The sequence below is a fragment of the Faecalispora anaeroviscerum genome, from assembly GCF_947568225.1.
Classification (GTDB): Bacteria; Bacillota; Clostridia; order Oscillospirales; family Acutalibacteraceae; genus Faecalispora; species Faecalispora anaeroviscerum.
Map to the genome: position 1 here is coordinate 2032190 of NZ_CANOOQ010000001.1, position 18420 is coordinate 2050609.

Consider the following 18420-nt stretch of genomic DNA (forward strand, 5'->3'; position numbering starts at 1 on the left):
CCCTCCCACAAAAAAGTGACAGTTTTCAAAGGCCTTTAGAACACCAGCTGCACCAGCAGCATATAAAAAACCGTTCCCCCTGCTATGCTCAGCAGCGTGTTGCGCTTCCACAAATGCAGAAGCACCACCGTCAGCAGAGCGACCCCCTCCGGGATTCCGTAAGGAAACGACAGGAGATTGGCTCCGCGCAAGCAGTAAACGATCAGCATACCGATCACCGCGGAGGGGAGCATCTGCCCCAGATACAGCACCCAGCCGGGCGTGGGCTTGTTCGCCGGGAACAGCAGAAAAGGTGCCGAGCGGATTAAAATGGTGACTGCCGCAACAACGGCAATTAAAAGCAGACCGTGAAGCTCCGTCATTGCGCGCCCCTCCTGCTCTCCAGCCTGCCGCGCAGCAGCAGAAACACCGCGGTGATGGAGAGCATGGCCGGAATAATGAACCCGGAGGGCCCGAACACCAGCAGGCAGAGTACCGAAATCGCAATGCCGAGAATGGACGCGGTGTGATCGGTTTCGGCTTTCCAGCGGTCGAGAAAAATTACCGTAAACAATGCGGTCATAACGAAATCGATCCCCTCCGAGGGGATGTGCCAAATCGACCCGAATACCGAGCCGACCACGCTGCCAAGCACCCAGTACGACTGATCGAAAAGAGCCACCAGAAACAGCAGCCGCTTTCTGTCCGGCCCGGGAGGCTCTTTGAGCGCACAGAACAATGAGAAAGTTTCATCCGTGAGGGAAAAAATCATATACGGCTTCTTTCGGCCAATCCCACGGAACTCGTCCAACATGGCGATCCCGTAAAATAGGTGCCGCGCGTTGACCATCAGTGTCATAATCGCCGCGCCGATCAGCGAGGACGCACCCGCCAGCAGATCTACCGTGACAAACTGCATGGAGCCTGCGTAAATGAACACGCTCATCAGCAGAGCCCACGGCCATCCGTAGCCCTTGCTCTCCAGAAACACGCCGAACGCAAAGCCCAAAAACAGGTAGCCGGTCATTACCGGTATGGTATGTACAAACGCTTCACGCAGAAGATGCCGCTTTTCTTTCAACCGTACCCCTCCAATATGCCCCAAAAGCGACTGTTGCTCGCTTTATTCCTCAGAAAAATTGAGATTATTATACCACAGAATGCAAAAAGATGACAAGGCAGACAAAGTGAACCTGCACCACAATCTTGCAATACATATGCAATGCAGACAAAAGAATAAAAAAAATTTAAAATTAAATCATCGGCTTAATCACAAAATTCTGCTGGCGCAGGGCTTGCCCCTCGTGCCGGGGCGGGCACTTACTTTCGTGAAAGGACGAAAGTAAGCAAAGGCCTTCCAAAGGACACCTTTGGAATCCGCATTTGGGGAACGGTTCCTGACAGTTCAAACAAAAGCTGACCGTAAGGCGCTCCATTGAAAATGCCCACTCTCCGAGCTTGATCTGAAAATAAGTATTTCTGTCCCGTCTGTCGGCGGGCATTTTCAAAGCGCTCTCGTTGGCTCGGAGTTTTTCGGTGGGGCTTCGCCGCATTTTTTATTTGATTGCAAAGTGCTTTCCGTACCATTTGCAGACGTTAAATCTTCCCTTATGCACTTGCTTCACGCGCAGGCCGTGCCTGTGCGCGAAACAGAACCAGAGCGGGAGCTTCTCTCGGTTTCCAAAGGCAGCGCCTTTGGTCGTTGAGAGGGGGTTCCAAGGGGGAGAGAATCGAAACTCTCCCCCCTGGCGAATCTTTGCCTACTTTCTTTTCGTAAAGAAAGTTGGGGCCCGCCCCGGCCTGAGGGGCAAGCCTGCGCCAGCAGAATTTCTCCTGCGGGAAAGCGCCGAAAAAAACTTGGCCGTCCGCCATCGGACGATTCCAAGAAAGACAGAATCTTTGTAAGGGTGGATACAGAGACAAAAGAGAAGCTGGCAGAATGTACACAAAAGCTCGATATCACCCTCTCAGAAATTGTCCGTAAAGGAATTGATCTGGTACATGACAGCCTAAAAAAATGAAAGGAAGCGGCGCTCTTCTATACAAAAGCATCGCCACTTCCCCATCCAACAGATGCCCGAAAGCACATGCGGCGCAAATATTATATCATGCGCTATCAGCCCTTTCAAGGCATCGTTGGGAACAACAAAGAGAGGATGATTTTTATGACCAGTATTTTAGAAGAATTTGCTTACGGCAACCTGTCGCCGGAGGCACGGCATTGGGGGAGCGATCCCGAATACAGGGAAGCAGTGCAGGTATTGTCCCGGAACGAGGAAACACTCCTCACCACACTAAATGAAGAGGAAAAAAACCTGTTTCAAAAGTATGTAGATGCACAGGGGGAATTTAACAGGCTTACGGCTGTGGGCAACCTAATCTACGGCTACCGGCTTGGCCTTACCATGACAGCGGAAGCCTTTATCGGTATGGACGAACTGATTTTTGGCGAAGCAAGCGATTAAATTAAAAAAACATTCCCAGCAGAGAACATAAAAAACCGGCGGTCAAAGAAACCTCTTTGACCGCCGGCTTTTTATTGAAAAATAAGATTCAGCAAAAGCATCAGCGTGACCCCCGGTATCCCGCCTGCGGCGGAAACGCCCAAGCTGAGCAGACTCACCGGGATACAGACTCCGGTAAAGAATCCGGTCAAATTGACCACGGCCAGCGTACCGACCCCGATAATAATACCACCCGCCGCGCGTTGCATCGGGCGTTTGGAACCCAGCAGCGCCTGCAGCGCCGCCAAAAGCAAAAAAATCCCTACCGCCACCAGAATGGTCGTCATGCTTGGCACCGGACCGCCTCCTTTTTCTTTGCATTCCTGATTCCTGCCGGGCCAGTACCCCGCGCAATCAGTAAACCGGGCGGCGGGTTGCCGCCAGATTACACCCGGTTTGAAAAAGGAGAAGCTGAAATTCCCTGCCGCTTTGCCTCCTGCAACAGATGGCGGTACCGAGCCAGAAGCTCGATGCGCTGATGAACACAGGCGTCGATCAGATCTACGTCGCACTCCATCTGAAACCATCTTTCATTGCAGGCCATTAGCCTTGAAACTTCCCTCAACTCTTGCAAAACTCCAGAATCCTGCTTTACCTCCCCAACAGGCCTTACCGTCTGCTGGATCATCTTGAGTACAGTTTCCATATTAGCTCCGCCTTTCGGTTTATCATATGCTAATATGTTAGACTTTTATACCCAATTTATACCGTTTCTTTGGAATTTATTTCTTGTCCCGCAGGCATAAAATCGATGCGCCCGGTGGGGATGTCCGCAGCCGCCACAAGGATTCTCATCGGATGGCCGATGGTGATTCGGCTGCCGGTACGCTCGTCCACCTGCGTGACGACGCCGTCAAAACGGTAATCGGCATTCGGGAACGCGCCCATCGGCACAAAGCCCTCTACGCTGCTCTGAAGCTGCACAAAAATACCGCGCTGCGTTACACCGCTGACAACACCGTCGAACTCTTCGCCGATATGGGCTTTCATGAATTCCGCCTTGTAGCAGTCCTCGGCGCTTCGCTCGGCCGTCATGGCGCGCACCTCGCACTTGGAGGATTCCGACGCGGCCGACGCGGCAAACGACGCAAAGCGCAGCGACAGTTCAATCTGCCCCAAACTCTTGGACTGCGACAGAATGCGGTGGATTGCCAGATCGGGATACCGCCGGATCGGCGAGGTAAAATGGCAGTAATCCGCGAGGGACAAGCCAAAATGGCCAACCGGCTCGGTGGAATACTTCGCCTTTTCCATCGTGCGCAGCACCTGATGCGAAATCACCTGCTCGGCGGGCGTCCCCTTTACCTGCTCTAGCAGCTCCGAGAAATCAGCCGGAGACGGCTTTTCGGAAAGGAGGCGCTTGGTGGAAAAGCCCAACGCAGCCGCAAGGCTGACAAGCGCTTTGATGCGCACAGGGTCTGGATTTTCGTGGATGCGGTACACAAAGGGGAGCTGCTCCTCTTTCGCGAGCTTGGCCGCCGCCTGATTGGCGGTGATCATCAGCTGCTCAATCATTTCTTCGGCTTCCCCCTGCACGCGGGGGCTCACATTGATACAAACGCCATTTTCATTCAGCGTAAACATGGATTCTCCGCTTTCAAAATCCATGCCTCCTTTTTCGCGGAAGCGCTGCCTGAGAATCTGCGCCAGCTCGCGGCCGGCTTTCAGGGATTCAAGCACCGGAGCGTATTTCTCCAGTAAAGCCTCGTCTGCGTCGCCGCTGAAGATGCGGTTCACCTCGGAATACACGCCGCGCACCTTGGAATGAATCACGCTTTTGTGAAAACGGTAGCTCAAAATCTCACCCTTGTCATCCAGACGAATGAGGGCGGAAAAAGTGAGCTTGTCCTCTCCGGCGTTCAATGAACAGGCACCGTTTGAAAGCTCCTTCGGCAGCATGGGGATGACCCGGTCTGCAAAATAAACAGATGTGCCGCGCAGCTGCGCTTCTTCGTCGATGGCGCTGTCCTCCCGCACATAGTGAGAAACATCCGCGATATGCACGCCCAGATCAAACCCGCGCTCCGTGCGCCGGATGTTGACCGCGTCGTCCAAATCCTTCGCATCCGCACCGTCGATCGTGCAGATCATTTCCTCGCGCAAGTCCAGCCGGCTCTCCAGCTCCTCTTTGGTGATCGGTCGCTCTGCGGCGCGGGCCGCCTCAGCCAACACTACGTCGGGGAATACCGTAGGAATCCCGTTCTGGTCGATAATCGCGTCGGAGCAAATCTTTGCGCTCTCGGCGGTGCCGTAAATCTTGACTACACGGGCAGAAAGCTTTTCGCGGCGCGGTACCCGAACCAGCTCGGCCTGCACCTTGTCGCCCGGGCGAGCGCCCATTAAATCGCCCTTCGGAATCGGCAGATTGTAGCGAATGGCGAGATCCGGAACCACCTCAAACCCACTAAATGATTTACGCACCGTACCGGTGGTAATCCACTGCTGGCGCTTCGTAATCGAAGCAACCTCCGCTTTCTTTCCGCGTGGTGTTTCCGAAATGTTTTTCAGCAACACTGTATCGCCAACGATAGCCCCCTTCAGGCGGTCACTCGAAACATACAGATCGTCTCCACCGCCCTCGGGACGTACAAAAGCAAAGCCCTCCGAAAGAGAATAGACCGTACCGGTCAGGCCAGTCTGCTCGGCCTTGCCAAACACCTGGTGGCGTTTATTCACATACACGTCTCCGCGCACCTGCATCTGGTGCAGCGTATCATAAAAAACCGATTTATCTTTAATCCCTGATTTTCTAAGCAGCTCTCTTGAAGAAATCGCATGGCGCAGCTTGGAAAGCGCCTTTAAAATGGCCTCGGCCGGAGTTTTTTCTTTCTTTATAATAGTAATCACCCTTCCTTTTGAAAAAAAGCTCCGCTTTTCAGCGGAGCTTTTCGGCTGCATTCTTATTTCCCGGTGAAGTACATAACGGCGTTAATGGCAATCACCATTAAGAAAAAGCCTACCGCTATCACTTTTGTCCAGCGCGACAGAAAAGAGTCGATGGAACGTGCTTTGTTCTTTGACAAAAATGTATCTGCGCCGCCGGTAATTGCGCCTAAATTCTGCTGCTGACCTTCCTGAAGAAGGATAATCACCACAATCGCGATGGAGAATAGCAGCAAAACCACTCCAAAGAAAATTTCAAGTCCAGTCATAGCGTACCTCCGAACGTACAAAACGTACAATAAACACTTGCTATTATGATACCACAAACCCTGTTGTTTAGCAATCTTTTTTCAAAAAAATATCGGACAGCCACACATTCCCTTTTTTGTGTGCGACAAAAAGGAATCTGTGCCTATTTCCAAAAAAAACCGTACATATCCGACTACAAAAGCGGACATAGTAAGATCAGCAATTGAGAGTTTCGCGTGCGTTTGCATTTTCAATTGCCGGAACCGCCGCCGGACTGCTATTGGCTTTCCGTGCGGCGGTTTATTTTTTTATCCAAGTGTCAACTGGCCCCGCATGGCGTCGGCCTGACTGGGCACTACGCCGGGCGAGGGAATGTTCTTGCGGTAGCGATCCGGTGTTTCGAGCATATCCTGCTCATACGGCTCGGCGCTTTGCAGGTGATGCTTCGCTGCCGAGAACGTCATAACAAAAACGCCCTGCGTGGTACGGGTGGTCTTATCAGGAATCGCGCCGGAGTGAATGAGCAGCAGGCGCCCGTTGGTGCCTGTCAGCAGAATGTCGCGATCCTCTTTTAGGTACATCACAGCGACCAGCGGCGACTTATCGCTGTACGCGCCCACCAGCTTGCGGCGATTGGTTTTGGTGGCATAGGCCGAAAGCTCTACCTTGGCTGCCTTACCGTTTTCAAACAGGAACAGCATGTAGCCCTGATACTCGACGGTGGGCACCATGTAAACAGCGTTTTCGCCCTCGTCCATCCCCGCCTTGGCAGGAATGTATTCGCCCAGCACGCTGGCCTTGCCATCGCTGAGGTCGGACGCCCGCAGCTTGTACACCTGGCAGCGGTCGGTAAAGAACAGCAGGTCGCAGGCATTACCGGCTTCCTGCGTCTGGGTGACGACGTCGCCCTCCTTGAGCTTCTGCTCCCCGCTCATACGCAGCGACTGCGGGGTAATCTTCTTGAAATACCCCTCGCGGGTAAAGAAGAGATGCACCGGGTAATCGTCTACCTCCGGCTCCGGCTCGGCTTCCACAAGGTCAGACGCATACACCAGCTGGGTGCGGCGCGGCTGGCCGTACTTTTTTTCCACTTCTTTCAGCTCGGCGACAATTACCGAAAGAATTTTGGCGCGGCTCTCCATCAGCTCCTGAAGGCGGGCAATCTCCTGCTCCAGCTGGCTGGTTTCTTCGGTACGTTTTAAGATATATTCGCGGTTTAAATGCCGCAGCTTAATTTCCGCTACATACTCCGCCTGAATCTCATCAATGCCGAAGCCAATCATCAGGTTCGGCACAACCTCGGCTTCCTCTTCGGTTTCGCGCACGATTCGGATCGCCTTGTCAATATCGAGCAGAATCGCCTGCAAGCCGCGCAGCAAATGCAGCTTTTCATTCTTTTTGCGCAGGTCAAAATGCGTGCGGCGGCGCACACACTCCACGCGGAACGCCACCCATTCCAAAAGCAGGTCGCGCACGCCCAGCACCTGCGGCACCCCGGAAATCAGCACGTTAAAGTTGCAGGAAAAGCTGTCTTCCAATGGGGTCATTTTGAACAGGCGCTGCATCAGGCGTTCGGGGTCGACGCCTCGCTTTAAATCGATTGTAATTTTCAGTCCACCCAGGCCGGTTTCATCTCGGATATCCGAAATTTCCTTCAGCTTGCCCTGACGAACCAGATCGACCACCTTTTCCACGATTGCCTCGATGGTGGTAGTGGGTGGAATCTGTGTGACATCGATACAGTTGGCCGTTTTATCATACGAATAGCGGCAGCGAATTTTAATTCCGCCGCGCCCGGTACGGTAGATTTCCTCCATCGCGGCGCGGTCATATACCACCTGCCCGCCGACGGGAAAATCCGGTGCCTGCAGGGTGGAAGCCACATCAAAATCCGGGTCGCGGATCAGGCCGATTGTTGTCTGGCATACCTCCGCCAGATTGAACGGGCAAATATTGCTCGCCATGCCAACCGCAATGCCCGTATTGGCGTTGACCAAAATTGACGGAAACGCCGCCGGCAGCAGGGTCGGCTCTTTCATGGTGTTGTCGTAGTTATCGACAAAATCCACCGTATCCCGGTCAATATCGCGAAAAAGCTCCTGGCAGATATCGTCGAGCTTGGCCTCGGTATAACGCGAAGCCGCCCACGCCATATCGCGCGAATAAAACTTGCCGAAATTTCCCTTGGAATCGACATAAGGGTGCAAAAGTGCCTCATATCCGCGGCTCAGGCGCACCATGGTTTCGTAAATAGCAGCATCGCCATGGGGATTCAGCTTCATCGTCTGCCCCACAATGTTGGCGCTCTTCGTTCTGGAAGCACCCAGAAGCCCCATTTTATACATAGTGTATAATATCTTGCGGTGCGACGGCTTAAATCCGTCGATCTCCGGAATTGCGCGCGACATGATGACGCTCATGGCATAGGGCATATAGTTCTTCTCCAGCGTCGCGGTGATAGGCTGCGTCACCACCAGCCCGGCGCCTTCGATCACGCCCTTTCCTTTGGGGGGCATGCTGTTCGGTTCTTTTTTTCTGTGTGCCAATCGTGTTCCCCCCTCAGCTTACATCGGCGGCGTCCAAATAATCATGGCCGCTGCGGGCGATAAAATCCTTTCGCCCAACAAGGTTGTCGCCCAAAAGCAGGTCGAACATATCCGCCGTTTTGCCCGCGTCTTCGGGCATCACCTGAATCAGCCGCCGCGTGGCGGGGTTCATGGTGGTCAGATTCATCATCTCCGGCTCGTTCTCGCCAAGACCCTTTGAACGCTGCATAGTGTATTTGGTCCCCGCAAGCCGCTGCAGAATTTTGCTTTTCTCCTGCTCGGTGTACGCAAAGTACGTCTGATCCTTCACATTGATTTCAAACAGCGGCGATTCCGCAATGAACACCTTGCCCTCTTCGATCAGCGTGGGCGTAAGGCGGTACAGCATCGTGAGCAGCAGCGTGCGAATCTGGAAGCCATCCACGTCAGCATCGGTGCAGAGGATAACCTTGTTCCAGCGCAGCAATGACAGATCGAACGACGACAGATCCTTGTTCGCCTTCGATTTCACTTCCACGCCACAGCCGAGCACCTTGATCAGATCGGTAATGATGTCACTCTTAAAAATGCGGTCGTAATCCGCCTTCAGGCAGTTCAGAATCTTGCCGCGGATGGGCATGATCGCCTGAAAATCGGGGTCGCGGGCCTGCTTGCACGCGCCCAGAGCGGAGTCGCCCTCCACAATAAAGATTTCGCGCTCTTCGGCCTTACGGCTGCGGCAGTCCACGAATTTCGCGACGCGGTTCGTCACGTCCATATTGGTGGTGAGCTTCTTTTTCAGGTTCAGGCGTGTTTTTTCCGCATCCTCGCGGCTGCGCTTGTTAATCAGCACCTGCGCGGCAACTTTTTCAGCCTCCACGGGGTTTTCGAGGAAAAACACCTCCAGATGGTGCCGCAGCAGCTCGGTCATGGCTTCCTGAATTCCCTTGTTCGTGATCGCCTTTTTCGTCTGATTTTCGTAGGACGTGCGGTTCGAGAACGACGAAATGACAAGAATCAGGCAATCCTCCACATCGGCGTAGGTGATCTTGCTCTCATTCTTGTTGTATTTCCCTGACTGCTTTAAATATGCGTCGATCTGCGAAACGAACGCGCTGCGCACGGCCTTGTCCGGCGCGCCGCCATGCTCCAGCCAGCTGGAATTATGGTAATATTCCGTCACGTGGACGCGGTTTGAAAATGCGAGCGCCACGTTAAATTTTGTTTTGTATTCGGGCTTGTCCGCGCGGTCGCGCACGCGACGCTCCGCCTGCCAGCTCTGCACCGAAGTAAGAGCATCCTCCCCCGCCAGCTCGCGCACATGGTCGAGGATTCCTTCCTGATAGCAGAACTCCGTCGTTTCAAATCCCGCTTCTGTTTCAAAGCGGAGCAGAAAGCGGATGCCCTCATTAACGATGGCCTGACGTCGGATCATGTCGAGGTAATATTCCTGCGGCACGGCAATATCCGTAAAGACCTGCAAATCGGGCCTCCAGCGGATTTTAGTGCCGGTATCTTTCTTGGTATAAGGCTCCCGATTCAGGCCGCCCACGTTCTCCCCATGCTCAAAACGCAGCGTGTAGCGCGTGCCGTCGCGGCGAATGTCGACCTCCATGTATTCCGAAGCATACTGGGTGGAGCAAAGGCCAAGGCCATTCAGACCCAGCGAATATTCATAGCTTTCATCGGAGTCGTTGTTGTATTTGCCGCCTGCGTACAGCTCGCAGAACACCAGCTCCCAGTTAAAGCGCTCTTCCTTCGGGTTATAGTCCACGGGAATGCCGCGCCCGTGATCCTCCACCTCTACCGAATGGTCGCGAAAGCAAGTAATCGTAATCTCCCGCCCAAAACCCTCACGTGCCTCGTCGATGGAGTTCGATAAAATTTCAAAAATGGAATGCTCACAACCCTCAATACCGTCCGATCCGAAAATGACCGCCGGGCGGCGGCGCACACGGTCGGCGCCCTTGAGCGACGAGATGCTGTCGTTCCCATAAGCCGTCTTTTTTGCCATAGCTTCCCTCCTGCCGCTCCCCCCATCACGGGGTTCCGGCATTTCTAATTCCACCCGGGCTGTTCCCGGGGTGATTCAATTTCTGTTTTGGCTTGCCGCTTTCCGGCAAGTGACAAGGCCGCGCGCCGAACTCATCCAAAGTGCGAAACGCATTTCAACCCGAGCTCCCTATGCGGGGGATTGGCCTTGCTTTACGCCTTGATTATAAACAACGCCTTTCGCGCTTTCTGTCGAAGCCGGGTGGAATTGCCCGCCCAAAAGGAACAACCTGTAATGGTAGCAGAACGCTTATTATGCCCATCCGGTATGTGCAGCCCTCAGGACAAGGAAAGGGGGAAATATTACATTTCCCCTTTTCCAAATTCATCATTCAACTGTTTCGTCTATCGCCGGGGGTTCTTCCTGCGGAAGCTCCCCGCCCGGCTCCCCGCCCGGCTCCAGAGCCGTTTTTTGCTCGGCACTGGCCGGCAGAGCGGAACCACTCATCATCTTTTGGAATTCCTCGCCGCTCATCTTTTCGTTCTGGTACAGATATTTCGCAACGGCGTGCAGCTTATCCATATGCTCCGAAAGAACCTTGGCCGAACCGTTGTACGCGTTCGTCAGTATCTCTTTGATTTCTTTATCGATCGCAGCCGCCGTGCTCTCGGAATAGTTGCGCACATGACCCATGTCGCGGCCGAGGAACGGTTCGCTGTTGTCCGAACCATAGGTGACGGTGCCGAGCATTTCGCTCATGCCGTACTTTGTTACCATGGCGCGGGCTGTTTTGGTAGCGCGCTCAATATCGTTCGAAGCACCGGTGGAAATATCGTCCAGCACCAAAGCCTCCGCTACGCGGCCGCCCATCAGCACCATCAAATCCTCGAGCATTTCTTTTTTGCATTTATAGGAGCGATCCTCCGTAGGCAGCTGCATGGTATAGCCGCCCGCCATGCCGCGGGGGATGATCGAGATCTGATGCACCGGGTCCTGCGTATTGCAGAAATAGGTGACAACTGCATGGCCGCCCTCATGATATGCGGTGAGGGTTTTTTCCTTCTCCGTCATCACGCGGCTCTTTTTCTCGGCACCCACCACAACCTTGATCGTGGCTTCCTCGATTTCTTCCATCGTGATGGCCCTCAGGTTCTTTCGGGCCGAAAGCAGCGCCGCTTCATTAAGCAGGTTCTCGAGATCCGCACCGGTAAAGCCGGCGGTGGATTTCGCGATGGTCTTGAGGCTTACGTCCGGCGCGATTGGCTTACCTCGGGCATGTACCTTGAGAATCTCTTCACGGCCCTTGATGTCGGGGTAGCCGACCATGACCTGGCGGTCAAAACGACCGGGGCGCATCAGCGCCGGGTCTAGGATGTCGGGGCGGTTCGTCGCGGCGATCATGATAACGCCTTCGTTCGCACCAAAGCCGTCCATCTCTACCAAGAGCTGATTCAGAGTCTGCTCACGCTCATCGTGGCCGCCGCCAAGACCGGCGCCGCGCTGACGGCCCACCGCATCGATTTCATCGATAAAAATGATGCAGGGAGAATTTTTCTTCGCCTGGTCGAACAGATCGCGCACACGCGACGCGCCGACGCCGACGAACATTTCAACAAAATCGGAACCGGAGATGGAGAAGAACGGAACCCCGGCCTCACCCGCAACCGCGCGGGCCAAGAGGGTTTTACCGGTACCGGGAGGGCCGACGAGCAGCACACCCTTCGGGATGCGTGCGCCCAGCTCATTATACTTTTTGGGGTTTTTGAGGAACTCGACAATCTCGCGCAGCTCTTCCTTTTCCTCATCGGCTCCCGCCACGTCGGCAAAGGTGGTTTTACGCTTTTCATCGGCCATCTGCTTGACCTTCGCCTTACCGAAGTTCATCTGCTTGCCCGCGTCTCCCATGCTGGTGTTCAGGCGCTTCATCATGAACCACCAGAAAACGAGCATGCCCGCCAGAAGCAGAATTGTCGGGATTAAGCTAGCCAGCCAAGAGGTTTCCGCCGGACGCTTCAGATCGTAATCCATGTTCTTGTCCGGGTGATCCTCGTTGTACTTTTCAATATAAGGGTGGATCTCGTCGTACATGATTCCCACGTTCGGCGCGGTATACGTTACGTTGGTACCATCCTTGAGGGCAATCTGCATTTCACCGCTGCCAAGATCCATGGTGTATTCAGTGACCTGCTGTGTTTTAAAGTAGCCGACTATTTCGGAATATTTATGGGCCTTCTGCGGCTTAACGTTGCCATAGATGCTGGCCATGATAATAATAATCAGGATCGGGGCGCCTAAATAAATGAGTAGATTCCGCAGATTTTTTTTATTATCCAAAATGAGTTCACTCCTCTCCTTTTATGGTGATGACCGGAATGCTTACCCGCCGTACACGTGGGGCTTTAAGATACCCACATACGGAAGATTCCGGTAGGTTTCATTATAATCAAGGCCGTAGCCAACAATAAATTCATCTGGAACACACGTGCCGACGTAGTCCGCTGTGATCTGTGCGGTGCGGCGCTCGGGTTTATCGAACAGAGTGCAGATTTTAATGCTCTTCGGGCCGCGCGGCTGCAGGAGCTCCAGTATGTAGCTGAGCGTCACGCCGCTGTCGAGAATATCCTCTACCACCAGCAGGTCATAACCCGCAAGCGGCAAATCCAAATCCTTTGTAATCTTGACCACGCCGGAGGATTTTGTCCCAGAGCCGTAGCTCGAAACTGACATAAAATCGATGCGGCAGGGGATGTCGATGGCGCGGATCAAATCCGCCATAAAAATAAAGGAACCTTTGAGTACGCTGACCATCAGCAAATTCTTACCCTTGTAATCCTCGCTGATACGCTTGCCTAAATTGCGGACGATTTCCGCCAGGTGTTCCTCACTGAATAGAACCTCTTTAATATCGTTGGTCATGAATTGCACTCCTTAACGCTAATGTATGCGATTTGCTTGGTATCCGGCCGGATGCGGGCCTGCTCGGCTGCGCCGACCGTTTCAATCCACAGGATCTGCCCGCTGTTCTCCAGCAGCAAAAGCCCACCGCGGCTGGAAACAGGGATTTTCTCCTCGTTCATCAGCTTTTTCAGGCTTTTGGTAACGCCCCGGCCAGCCGGCGAAAAGGCATCGCCGGGGCGGCGGCCCCTGATGATGGAATTATTCTTTATTGTATCATAATCCAACGCGTTATGAAATAACAAATTGCGAATTTTTACCGGCATATTTTCATATTCCGCGCGGCTCAGTGTTCTTATTATGACCTCTCTGCCCCCCGGTGTCAAGGTTTTCGGCACCTGCAAGGGCACACTCCAGCTATTTTTCTGCTGCACAGGCAAAACGACGTGTAAAATACCGCCTTGCGCCGCAAAAAACAGCCCACCACCGGCATCGATTCTTCCGGAACCGGCCTGCAGTAATCGCATCGCCGCCTCAGTTCGCTCCCGGCTGAGGGCAGGAAGGCCGGATTCCTCGGCGATTTGCCGCAGTGCGCGCGACAACACAGGGCGCGGCAGTGCCGAAAGCGGGGCGATCCGCCAGCCACCCGGTACGCGGGCCTCCTGCACCACCTGTACAGCCAGCCCGGAAAGGCAGGCCTCATCCTCCGCAAGCAGATGCGTCATGCGCCCCACCGCCTGCTCGAAGGAGGGGTTCAGCTCCCGTAAAGCGGGGATCACGTCAAGCCGAACACGGTTTCGCGCGTATTCGCGGCTGAAATTGCTCTGGTCAGTCACGAAACGCAGATCATAGCCGGAGCAATAATCCTCCACCTGCGCACGGGTCACGCCGATCAGCGGGCGAATCACTCTCCCGCGCACCGGCGGAATACCGCAAAGCCCCTTGATACCCGAGCCTCGTGTCAGGTGCAGCAGCACCGTTTCCGCCTGATCAGAGAGCGTGTGCGCCGTCGCGATTTTATCGTTTGGCCCGCACAGAGCTTCAAAAAAGCCGTAGCGGATGCGCCGACCGGCCGCTTCGATCCCCTCGCCGTGTTCGGCGGCGGCTGCCGCTGCGTCTGCATGCAGCACGCGCAGCGGGATGTCCCGTTCCGCGCAGAACCGGCGTACGCACTCCTCGTCCGCGGCGGCGGCCTGCCCCCGCAAGCCGTGGTTCACGTGGGCGGCGAGCAGCGGAACACCGGCCTTCCATAAAAAATGGACCAGCGCCATGGAATCCGCGCCGCCGGAAAATCCGGCCACCACGCGCTCCGCGCCGGTCAGCATCGAATAGCGTTTGACCGTCCGCCAGATCAGCTCCTCCGCCGGTGCGCTATTCTCTCTATTCACTGCGGACAACCTCCTGAGAAGTAAATCGCATAAATTCTCCCTGCCAGTGCAGGGGAACTGTCTTGAGCTCGCCGTGACGGTTTTTCGCTACAATACATTCACCGCTGTTACGGTCCGCGTCTTCCTCCGGCCCGCCGCCGCTCTGGTAGTAATCCTCGCGGTACAAAAACAGAACGACGTCGGCGTCCTGCTCAATCGAACCCGAATCACGCAGGTCAGAAAGCACCGGGCGGTGCTCGGTGCGCTTTTCACTGGCACGAGCCAACTGCGACAGCGTTAAAACCGGCACATTCAGCTCTTTCGCCATGATTTTCAGGTTACGGGTAATCTCTGAAATCTCCTGCACGCGGTTATCAATGCGGCGGGAGCTGGACATCAGCTGCAGGTAATCGATCACAATCATGTCAACGTCTTTCAGGCGGCGTACCTTCGCTTTCATTTCCGGCACGGTGATGCCGGAGCTGTCGTCAAAATACATCTGTGCGCGGGAAAGAATGTCGCCCGCCTCAATCAGGCGCATCCACTCGCCTTCGCTGAGCTGGCCGGTGCGCAGCTTGGTACCGCCGACGAGCGCTTCTGTGGAGAGCAGACGCGATGCAAGCTGCTCCTTGCTCATTTCGAGCGAGAAGAAGGCGACGCGTTTATTAGCCACCACCGCTGCGTGGCGCGCAATGTTCAGCGCAAAGCTGGTTTTACCCATACCGGGGCGAGCCGCCAGAATCATCAGGTCAGAGCGATTGAGGCCTGTGATCGTATCATCCAGCGCCTTAATACCGGTCGGGATACCCTGGTACAGATCCTTATCCGGGCCATTGAGCAGGTCGAGCCGGTCAAAGGTATCGAGAATGATCTCATTGACCCGCTGCAGTCCCTGCATATTTTTACCGCGTCGAATATCAAATATGCGCTGTTCCGCCGAATCCAGCAGAGAAGATGCGTCTGCGCCGTTTTCTCGCGCGTCGTCGAGAATGCCGCGCGCGGTTTGAATCAGCGAGCGTACATCGTACTTGTCCCGCACGATTTTCGCGTACGTTTCCACATTCGAAATCGACGGCACAATCTGCGCCAGCTGCATCAAATACGTTTTGCCGGCAGATTCGTCAAAGCGCGGCGTCTCCTTCAGGCGCTCCAGCACCGTCACAAAATCGACAGGCTGGCCCAGCGTGAACATTTCGAGCATCGCGCCGTAAATTAGCACGTGATTCACCTGATGAAAATAATCGGGACGCGGAAGAATTTCCGCGACCCGGTCCAGACAGGTGGAATCCAGCAGAATCGCGCCCAAAACAGACTGCTCCGCCTCAGGGCTGAACGGCAGGTCCATCCCGTCATATCCAATTGTCAGATTTTCATGATCCATCCCGAATCCTCCTGACAGGCTGTGATTAACCGTAATTTATTCCGCTTTTTCGCCCACAACGGCGTATACCTTTGCGGTAACGCTCTGGTGCAGCCGAACCTCGCACTCGTAGGTGCCGAAGGCCTTAATATCACCGGGCAGCTCGATTTTGCGCTTGTCTACATCCACACTGTACTGCTTTTTCAGCGCTTCAGCGATTTCTTTTGCGGTAACGGAACCAAACAGCTTGCCGCCCTGGCCCGCAGTGGCTGTAAGTTTAATGCTCTTGCCCTCAATGGTCTGCGCGGTTTTCTGTGCGTTTTCCAGCTCAGTTTTCCGGCGGAACTCTTTGGCCTCTTCGGCATTCTTCAGCTCGTTCATCGCCTGCGCGTTCGCCTCTTTGGCCAGCTTTCTGGGCAAAAGAAAATTTCTGGCGTAACCGTCGGAAGCATCCACGAGCTCGCCTTTTTTTCCGCTTCCTTTTACGTCCTGCAGCAAAATCACTTTCATGAAACATTCCTCCGTTTTGTCTATCATCATTTCACTTTGAACCAGGTCTTTGATTTCTTCCCCCGCCTGCGGCGAGAAAAGGAATTACTTTTTTAAAGCAAATTCCTATTTTGTGCCGCCCTGCGCGGGCAGGCTGAGTTTGCTTGCCTTGGCCAGATTGTTGTTGATCACTGAAATCAGGGTATCGCGCGCCTGTTGAAGCGTTGTATTCTTCAGCTGCACCGCCGCCATTGTCAGGTGACCGCCGCCGCCCATAACCTCCATAATCACCTGCACGTTCACATCGCCCAGTGAGCGGGCAGAAATCTGTACCCCGCCGGGCGTGGGATATATTACAAACGACGCGTTGACCCCCTGAATGGAAAGCAGCTCGTCGGCGGCCTGCGCCGCGGCAACACGAATATCTCCGATTTCCTCATCCGCGCTGACAATGGCGCAGTTGTTGTAAATCTCTGCGGAGGAAACCAACTGGTATTTTGCCTTGTAGGTGTCGATGGTATTGGAGAACAGGCGCTTGACCTCCACGGTATCGGCTCCCCTGCGCCGCAGGTAGGCCGCTGCCTCAAAGGTGCGCACACCGGTTTTCAGTACAAAATTCTTGGTGTCGAGCATAATCCCTGCCAAAAGGGCTTCTGCCTCCACGCGGGAGAGGGATTTTTCACTGATATACTGTACCAGCTCGGTCACCAGCTCGGATGCGGAGCTGGCATAGGGCTCATGGTAAAAGACGATGGCATTGCTGATATGCTTCACCATCATCCGGTGATGGTCGATGACTACGACCTTTGACGTCTGGCGGAGCAGCTCTTCGCTCTCCACAAAATCCTGTGAATGAGTGTCTACCACAATCACCAAACTTTTCGTCGTGACCAGGTCAAGGGCTTCGTCCGGCGTGATAAAAATTTTCTGATCCGGCAAAGATTGCTCCATGCTTTCGATGATGGGAACCGCCATACTCTGCGAGCGGTTGACGACAACATACGCCTCTTTGCCAAGGCCCTTGTGCACCGCACTCCACATACCGACCGCCGCGCCGATGGCATCGAGATCGGAAAATTTGTGGCCCATGATGAACACGGTGTCGCATTCCTTCACGTGGTCGCTCAGGGTTGCCGCAATAACGCGGGTGCGCACCTTGTCGCGCTTTTCCACACCCTTCGACAGGCCGCCGAAAAATTCGTACGAGCCATCCTCCTGCTTCACGGCGACCTGATCTCCGCCGCGCCCCAGCGCCATATCGAGCGCCTGACGCGCCCAAAGCTCGCCCTCCGCAAAGGTAGGTGCGCCGCGCCCTACACCAATGGAAATTGTGGCGCTGCGGTTATCGGTGCTTTTGACCGTTCGCACTGAATCAAGCACTTCAAAGCGCTTCTTCACATCCTCACGGATATGCGCTTCGTCTGTCATGATAAGATATCGCCCACCGGCCAAACGCTCCAAAAAACTGCCGGTATCCTTTGTCCAGTTTCTCAGAACCTCTTCCACTGCGGCGGAAATACGGGCATCCTCGCTGCTGGCACTGTCGCGGATCAGCTCCTCGCGGTTGTCGAACAGCACGAGGGCAACCACCGGGCGCTGGTCGCTGTACCGGCGGCTGATCTCTTTGTAATATGTATTGTCCACAAAGTACAGCACGTAGCCGTTCCTTGTAGACATGGAATATACCGTATACTGACGCTGACCGACCTGGGTGTCGATTCCTTCGCCACCCACCGCCTGCTCCAGAGTGTGGGGGTGCAGAAACCGCACGACATTTTCGCCCCGGCAGTCACCCTCGGGGCTCACCTCGCTGGAAAAACGGCTGTTATACCAGATGACATCGCCCATTTTCCCTACCAACACCGCCGGTATGGAAAACTCATGCAGGGCACGGTAGTCCGACGCTGAGAGAATCTTCTCCGCGCTCTTGACCGCTATACCCACATACAGCTTGAAATGATAGTTTGCCATGGCAACCGCCACAAAAGCCAGTACGGCTAGAACGAGTTCCGCATAGAAGATTCTGGCATCCCAGAACCGACTGAGCAGCGCCATCAGCAGCATCACCGCCGCGATGCCATAAAACACGGGTGAGGTAGCCCATATTTTCCGCTTCAATTGAATTTCTCCTTTATCGCAGGTTTCCCTTAAAAAAACACTGATTTCTCTCCCCGCC

At 54.5% G+C, this 18420-nt stretch carries 16 protein-coding genes; 2 read left to right on the plus strand and 14 right to left on the minus strand.

Annotated elements, in window-relative coordinates; genetic code table 11:
• Positions 1 to 35: 35 nt before the first annotated feature.
• Complete coding sequence (locus QOS46_RS10060; RefSeq protein ID WP_283609388.1) at positions 36 to 362, minus strand: branched-chain amino acid transporter permease; 327 nt, start codon at positions 360 to 362, stop codon at positions 36 to 38.
• On the minus strand, positions 359 to 1060 hold the full coding sequence (locus tag QOS46_RS10065; RefSeq protein WP_283609390.1) for an AzlC family ABC transporter permease: 702 nt from the start codon (positions 1058 to 1060) through the stop codon (positions 359 to 361). The genes QOS46_RS10060 and QOS46_RS10065 overlap by 4 nt, the downstream gene beginning before the upstream one ends.
• Positions 1061 to 1874: 814 nt before the next feature.
• On the opposite strand from QOS46_RS10065, the gene QOS46_RS10070 reads away from it, so the two are divergent.
• Entirely contained in the window at positions 1875 to 2000 is a 126-nt protein-coding gene (locus tag QOS46_RS10070; protein ID WP_283610813.1) for a ribbon-helix-helix domain-containing protein, read from the plus strand.
• Positions 2001 to 2144: 144 nt separating this feature from the next.
• Entirely contained in the window at positions 2145 to 2444 is a 300-nt protein-coding gene (locus QOS46_RS10075) for a DUF6809 family protein (protein ID WP_283609392.1), read from the plus strand.
• A 71-nt stretch (positions 2445 to 2515) separates the two neighbouring features.
• Here the strand turns inward: QOS46_RS10075 and QOS46_RS10080 are convergent, their stop codons facing one another.
• The 12 genes from QOS46_RS10080 to QOS46_RS10135 form a co-directional block, all read right to left on the minus strand.
• Complete coding sequence (locus tag QOS46_RS10080) at positions 2516 to 2770, minus strand: pro-sigmaK processing inhibitor BofA family protein (RefSeq protein ID WP_283610815.1); 255 nt, start codon at positions 2768 to 2770, stop codon at positions 2516 to 2518.
• Positions 2771 to 2868: 98 nt separating this feature from the next.
• Positions 2869 to 3129: a hypothetical protein gene (locus QOS46_RS10085; protein WP_283609394.1), complete on the minus strand. Its 261-nt coding sequence runs from the start codon at positions 3127 to 3129 to the stop codon at positions 2869 to 2871.
• A 56-nt stretch (positions 3130 to 3185) separates the two neighbouring features.
• A complete protein-coding gene (rnr, locus tag QOS46_RS10090) occupies positions 3186 to 5330 on the minus strand; it encodes a ribonuclease R (RefSeq protein WP_283609395.1) in 2145 nt (714 codons plus the stop codon).
• A 53-nt stretch (positions 5331 to 5383) separates the two neighbouring features.
• Positions 5384 to 5635 (minus strand): preprotein translocase subunit SecG, encoded by a 252-nt coding sequence (gene secG, locus QOS46_RS10095; RefSeq protein ID WP_283609397.1) that lies wholly within the window; start codon positions 5633 to 5635, stop codon positions 5384 to 5386.
• A 288-nt stretch (positions 5636 to 5923) separates the two neighbouring features.
• Entirely contained in the window at positions 5924 to 8161 is a 2238-nt protein-coding gene (locus QOS46_RS10100) for a DNA gyrase/topoisomerase IV subunit A (protein ID WP_283609399.1), read from the minus strand.
• Positions 8162 to 8174: 13 nt separating this feature from the next.
• On the minus strand, positions 8175 to 10154 hold the full coding sequence (locus tag QOS46_RS10105) for a DNA gyrase/topoisomerase IV subunit B (protein ID WP_283609401.1): 1980 nt from the start codon (positions 10152 to 10154) through the stop codon (positions 8175 to 8177).
• Between the two features lie 366 nt (positions 10155 to 10520).
• On the minus strand, positions 10521 to 12467 hold the full coding sequence (gene ftsH, locus QOS46_RS10110; protein ID WP_283609403.1) for an ATP-dependent zinc metalloprotease FtsH: 1947 nt from the start codon (positions 12465 to 12467) through the stop codon (positions 10521 to 10523).
• 42 nt (positions 12468 to 12509) lie between these two features.
• Positions 12510 to 13049 (minus strand): hypoxanthine phosphoribosyltransferase, encoded by a 540-nt coding sequence (hpt, locus tag QOS46_RS10115; RefSeq protein WP_283609404.1) that lies wholly within the window; start codon positions 13047 to 13049, stop codon positions 12510 to 12512.
• Positions 13046 to 14416: a tRNA lysidine(34) synthetase TilS gene (gene tilS / locus QOS46_RS10120; protein WP_283609406.1), complete on the minus strand. Its 1371-nt coding sequence runs from the start codon at positions 14414 to 14416 to the stop codon at positions 13046 to 13048. The genes hpt and tilS overlap by 4 nt, the downstream gene beginning before the upstream one ends.
• The gene (dnaB, locus tag QOS46_RS10125) at positions 14409 to 15776 is read right to left on the minus strand and encodes a replicative DNA helicase (RefSeq protein WP_283609407.1); all 1368 of its coding nucleotides are present in this window, start codon (positions 15774 to 15776) and stop codon (positions 14409 to 14411) included. The genes tilS and dnaB overlap by 8 nt, the downstream gene beginning before the upstream one ends.
• 36 nt (positions 15777 to 15812) lie before the next feature.
• Complete coding sequence (gene rplI, locus QOS46_RS10130) at positions 15813 to 16265, minus strand: 50S ribosomal protein L9 (protein ID WP_283609409.1); 453 nt, start codon at positions 16263 to 16265, stop codon at positions 15813 to 15815.
• 105 nt (positions 16266 to 16370) lie between these two features.
• Positions 16371 to 18362: a DHH family phosphoesterase gene (locus tag QOS46_RS10135; RefSeq protein ID WP_283609412.1), complete on the minus strand. Its 1992-nt coding sequence runs from the start codon at positions 18360 to 18362 to the stop codon at positions 16371 to 16373.
• Between the last annotated feature and the right edge of the window lie 58 nt (positions 18363 to 18420).